We start from the raw sequence: 5039 nt of genomic DNA on the forward strand, positions 1-5039 counted from the left end.
AGCTGGATCGCCGGGCGGGCCAGCACCTCGAAGCCGATCAGCGCCGCGCCGGGCTCACCGGGAAGACACACCACCGGCACCTCCTCGGCGCCGACCGTACCGAACCCGAGAGCCGTTCCCGGATAGAGGGCCACCTCTGTGAAGGTGACCGGTCCGGCCCGGCCGCCCTCGCGGCGGGACAGGATGCGGCGGACCATGTCGCCCGGGCCGGTACCGGTGCCGCCGGTGGTGATGATCAGGTCGGCCCGCAGCGTCTGGTCGTCCAGCAGGCCGCGCAGCGCCTCCGGGTCGTCGTCGCAGATCCCCACCCGGTACGCGAGCCCGCCCGCCTCGGCCGCCGCAGCGGTGAGCGCGTGCGAGTTGGTGTCGACCACCTGCCCGGGCTGGCTGCCCCGGCCCACGTCGACCAGTTCGTCGCCGGTGGCCACGATGACCACGCGCGGACTGGGCCGCACCACGACGTGCCCGATGCCGGTGGCGGCGAACACCGCCACCAGCGCCGGTGAGACGTACGCGCCGGCGCGGGCGAGCAGTGTGCCGGCGACCAGTTCCTCCCCGGCGCGGCGCAGCCCGTACCCCCGTTTGGGGGCGCGGAAGATCTCGACGGCGGCCATGCCCTGGTCGGTCCACTCCACCGGGACGACCACGTCGGCGCCGATCGGCAGCGGCGCGCCCGCCGCGACCGAGAAGCACGATCCGGGGGTGAGCCGAACCGGCCGCCAGCTCGCCGCGCCCAGGTCACCGACGACGTTGAGCCGGATGCTGCGGCCACCGGGCATACCGGAGGGGGCCGGGACGTAGCCCGGCCCCCGACTCCCACCGGAGATGTCCTCCCAGCGCGCGGCGTACCCGTCCACCGCCGCCTGGTCGAAGGCGGGGTACGAGTGCGGGGCGACCACGTCCTCGGCGAGCACGTTGCCGTACGCCTGGGTCAGGTCGAGGTCGAGTGGAGGCAGCGCGCGTAACCTGCGCAGCACACTGCCCAGGTAGTCGGCGAGCGGCGTCAACTCGTTCGCGGCCGCCTCGGCGTCGGCCGTCGCGGTCATGTATCGGCACCGCCGGACGCGTCACGCATGCCGTTGAGGACCGCCGCCGTGACCGTCTCGTCGCCGTTGTTGACGAACTCGGCCAGCCACTTGCGGAACTCGGCGCCCAGGTCCTCCCGCTCGGCCGCGATCTGCACCACGGTCTGCAGGTAGCCCAGCGGCATGCCGGTGTCGTAGCGGGTGCCCCGGTAGACGATGGCGTGCACCGGCACCCCCTCGGTACGCAGCAGCTCCATCGCGTCGGTCAGCTGGATCTCGCCGCCGCTGCCCGGGTCGGTACGCCGGATCGCGTCGAAGATCTTCCCCGGGAGCACGTACCGCCCGAGGACCGCCAGGTTGCTGGGCGCTTCCTCCGGACTGGGCTTCTCCACCATGCCGGTGACCTTGACGACCTCGGCGATGTCGCCGTACTCCGACTCGGCGGGCTCGACCGACGCGATGCCGTAACGGCTGGTCTCGGCCGGGTCGACCTCGAAGAAGGCGAGCACCACGCCACCGGTGCGGGCCTGGAGCTCCAGCATGGCCGGCAGCAGCGGCTCGGAGGGCTTGACGAACTCGTCGCCGAGCAGCACCGCGAAGGGCGCGTCGCCGACGTGCGACTCGGCGTACCCGACGGCGTGGCCGAGGCCGAGCTGCTCCGGCTGGCGGACCGTGTAGATCGCTGCGAGTTCCTCGGTGCGCTTGACCTCGGCCAGCAGCTCGGGCTTCTTGGCGAGCCGTTCCTCCAGGTCGGGCCGGCGGTCGAAGTGGTCGACCATCGAGGTCTTGCCGCGACCGGTGATCAGCAGGATGTCGTCGATGCCGGCCTGCGCGGCCTCCTCGACGATGTACTGCAGCACCGGCCGGTCGACGACCGGCAGCAGTTCCTTGGGAACCGCCTTGGTGGCCGGCAGGAACCGGGTGGCCAGGCCGGCGGCCGGGATCACGGCCTTGACCGCGCGGGAGCGACCGCGGGTCGCTGAGGGGTTCGCTGAGTGCTCCGACATGTCGCGAGACTATCGGCCACGGCTCTGCCGCGGCGGGTGAGGACCGGAAGACGCGCCGCCCTGGACGGTGCCCGGCGCGTCCGCCGTGCCCGCCCGGGGCAGCCCGGCCGGCGGGCTGACGGACACGGCCACCACCGGGATCTCCTGGGTGGGAACCGGATCGGGCACGGGGGCCAGCCGGTAGCCGTCGCGTCCGGCGGCCTTCGCCGCGTACAGCGCGTCGTCGGCGGCGTCGAGCACCTGCTGGCCGTCGACGGCGTGGTCCGGGTAGACGGCGATGCCGATGGAGACGGTCACCGGCACGTGCACCGGTTCGTCGGTGCTTCCCTCGACAGTCACCGGCTGGTCCCGTACGACCGCGCCGAGCCGCTCGGCGACGATCGTGGCGCCCCGCGCGTCGGTCTCCGGCAGCAGCACCACGAACTCCTCGCCGCCCTGCCGGAACGCCAGGTCCACCTCGCGGATCACGCCGCGTACCCGGCGCGCGAACTCGACCAGCACGGCGTCCCCGGCGGCGTGCCCCCAGGTGTCGTTGACGCGCTTGAACCGGTCGAGGTCGAGCGCGAGCACGCTGAGCATCCGGCCGAACCGGTTCGCCCGCTCCACCTCCCGGCGGATCGACTCGCGCAGGTAGCGGTAGTTCCACAACCCGGTCAGCGGGTCGGTGAGGGAGAGCCGCTGCGCCTCCTCGTGCACCCGGACGTTCTCCACCGCGACCGCCGCGTGCCCGGCGAACGTCCGCAGCGTCACCACGTCGTCGTCGTGGAACTCGGGACCGCCGAGCCGGTCGTAGAGCACGAGCACGCCGAGCGCGGCGCAGGCCGAGCCGGGCGGGTCGCCGTCGGCGGGCGGGTGGCCGGGACGGTCCGGGCCGCGCGACTCGGCGCCGCCGGGCGTGGCGAACGGCACCGCCACGTACGTCTCGCAGGACGGCTCCCCGGTCGGGGCGTCGGGTGGGGTCCACCGGCCGCGCAGCGGCTCACCGGTGGCGGCGACCGCGCCGAGCACCCCGGCGCCGACCGCGACCCGCAGCGTCGCCGGGTCGGCCGGGTCGCTCGTGGGCCAGCGTCCGGTCAGCCCTTCGACGCACCGGCCGACGAGCACGCCCTCGGCGTCGACGAGCAGCACCGCTCCGGCCCGGGCGCCGGTGGCGGCAATCGCGCTGTCCAGGATCACCCGCAGGATGCGTTGCAGGTCGTGCGTGCTGGCGAGCGTGTCGCCGAGCACGGCGAGGTGGTTGCGCAGCTGGTCCCGGCTGCTGGTCAGCGCCGCCACGTAACTGCCGGTCTCCCGGGCCATCCGGTTGAACGCGCTGGCCAGCCGCCCGATCTCGTCCCGGCTGCGCACCGGGACCCGGGCGCTCAGGTCGCCCTGCGCCACCCGGTCCACCGCCCCGGCCAGCTCGCCCAGCGGCCGGGTGGTCACCCGGGCGAGCCGCCACGCGGTCAGCACAGCCAGCAGGGCGGCCAGCGCCACCGCCGCGATCAGCGCGCCGTACAGGCCGGGTGGGCGCTCGCCGGGAATCGAGAGCACCAGCGGCAGCGGTTGACCGGGCATCGGGCCCACCCGGCGCACGTACCGGCCGTCGCCCGTCCCGGCCACGCCGTTCCCGCGCGCCTTGCCGGCGGCGGCCAGCACCGCTGCGCGTACCCCCTGCTCTTCGGTCGTGTGGGTGATCTGCCCGGGGGCGTCGAGGAGGGTGACCGCGACGCCGGTGACGGCGGCGAGCCGCGCCACGAAGGCCCGGTCGACGGGCTGCGCGGCGGCGACCGCGCCGAGGTCGGCGCCGGCCGGGTCGCGCAGCCGCACCTGAGCGGAGAGCGCGCCGATCGGGGTGGCGGGGGCGCCCGCGCAGTCCTGCCAGCGCCCGGGCGGACCGCCCGCCGTGGCGTAGCTGGTGCGGCCGGCGGCGTCGGCGATCAGCACGCCGGCGGCGAGCCCCCGGCCGACCACCTGGTCGGCCGCACGCGGCCGGGCGACCGGGTCGGCCACCAGCGCGACCGCGTCGGCCGCCGCGCGCAGTTGCTGGCAGAGCGCGTCGATCGAGGTACGCACACCGGCCGCGGCCAGACCCAGTCGCTCGGTGGCGCGGCTCCGGTCGACGGCGCTCAACGTCGCCCCGACGAAGAGCGCGCCGAGCAGGACGGGGCCGAGCACCACCGCGAGGAAGGCTGCCGTCAACCGCCCGCGTAGCGTCAAGCTTCCCCCCGGAAGTTCCGCGCCCCTTGGTGCGATGCTGACACAGAGCGACCATTAGGCAAGCGTTGCGTCAGGAGTGTTGCGTGCCGGAATTTTCGGATGAAGCGCACGATGCGAAGCAGAAGATGCGCGTCGCGCTGCTCGCCGCCCGCCGGTCGCTGTCCGCGCCCGAGCGCGCGGTCGCGGCGGCCGCCGTCCAGGCCGAGCTGGTGACCCTGGTACGCCGACTGCGACCGGCCAGGATGAGCGCGTACGTGCCGGTCGCCTCCGAGCCCGGCGGGGACGACCTGCCCGAGGTGCTGCGGGCCGCGCTGCCGCCCGACGCCGAGCTGCTGCTGCCGGTGCTCTGCGACGACCTGGACCTGGACTGGGCCCCCTACACCGGGCGGGAGTCGCTGCGCGCCGCCGGCCGGGGCATGCGCGAGCCGACCGCGTCGACCCGGGGCCGCGCCGCAGTGGCCGCGGCGGGACTCGTAGTGGTGCCGGCGGTAGCCGTGGACCGCCGGGGCATCCGGCTGGGCCGCGGCGGCGGCTCGTACGACCGGGCGCTCGCCCGGGTGCCCGCCACCGTGCCGACGGTGGCTCTCCTGCACGACGGCGAGCTGGTCGAGGCGGTCCCCGCCCAGCCGCACGACCGCCCGGTGCACTGTGTGATCACTCCGGCGGACGGGTTGGTGGCCGTCCCGGGTGTGGGCCCGGGCGCTTCCGCTGGACGAACCCGGGGGTCATGACGCACCATTGGCACTCGAATACCACGAGTGCCAACAGGCCGTGCCAAGATCCGGAGGAGAACGTGCCCACGTACCAG

The 5039-nt window shown here is 74.9% G+C and carries 4 protein-coding genes; 1 reads left to right on the top strand and 3 read right to left on the bottom strand.

What is annotated here, in order from left to right:
- From glp to KBX39_RS22645, 3 genes are all read right to left on the bottom strand, one after another.
- Window positions 1-1046, bottom strand: a 1046-nt coding sequence (gene glp / locus KBX39_RS22635) for a gephyrin-like molybdotransferase Glp (protein WP_210872402.1), incomplete at its 3' end; no start/stop codon positions are given.
- Window positions 1043-2032, bottom strand: a complete 990-nt coding sequence (locus tag KBX39_RS22640) for a UTP--glucose-1-phosphate uridylyltransferase (RefSeq protein WP_043326860.1) — start codon at window positions 2030-2032, stop codon at window positions 1043-1045. The genes KBX39_RS22640 and glp, both read right to left, overlap by 4 nt.
- Window positions 2033-2041: 9 nt before the next feature.
- Entirely contained in the window at window positions 2042-4231 is a 2190-nt protein-coding gene (locus tag KBX39_RS22645; RefSeq protein WP_210872404.1) for a diguanylate cyclase, read from the bottom strand.
- Window positions 4232-4356: 125 nt separating this feature from the next.
- Here KBX39_RS22645 and KBX39_RS22650 point away from each other — a divergent pair, with 125 nt between their 5' ends.
- A complete protein-coding gene (locus tag KBX39_RS22650; RefSeq protein ID WP_176722728.1) occupies window positions 4357-4962 on the top strand; it encodes a 5-formyltetrahydrofolate cyclo-ligase in 606 nt (201 codons plus the stop codon).
- The last annotated feature ends 77 nt before the right edge of the window (window positions 4963-5039 follow it).

The sequence above is a fragment of the Micromonospora sp. D75 genome, assembly GCF_018070405.1.
GTDB lineage: Bacteria > Actinomycetota > Actinomycetes > Mycobacteriales > Micromonosporaceae > Micromonospora > Micromonospora chalcea.

Bases quoted from the DNA above. Each gene is read 5' to 3' on its own strand.
- KBX39_RS22640 (WP_043326860.1), bottom strand. From the start codon at position 2,032: ATGTCGGAGCACTCAGCGAACCCCTCAGCGACCCGCGGTCGCTCCCGC.
- KBX39_RS22650 (WP_176722728.1), top strand. From the start codon at position 4,357: ATGCGCGTCGCGCTGCTCGCCGCCCGCCGGTCGCTGTCCGCGCCCGAG.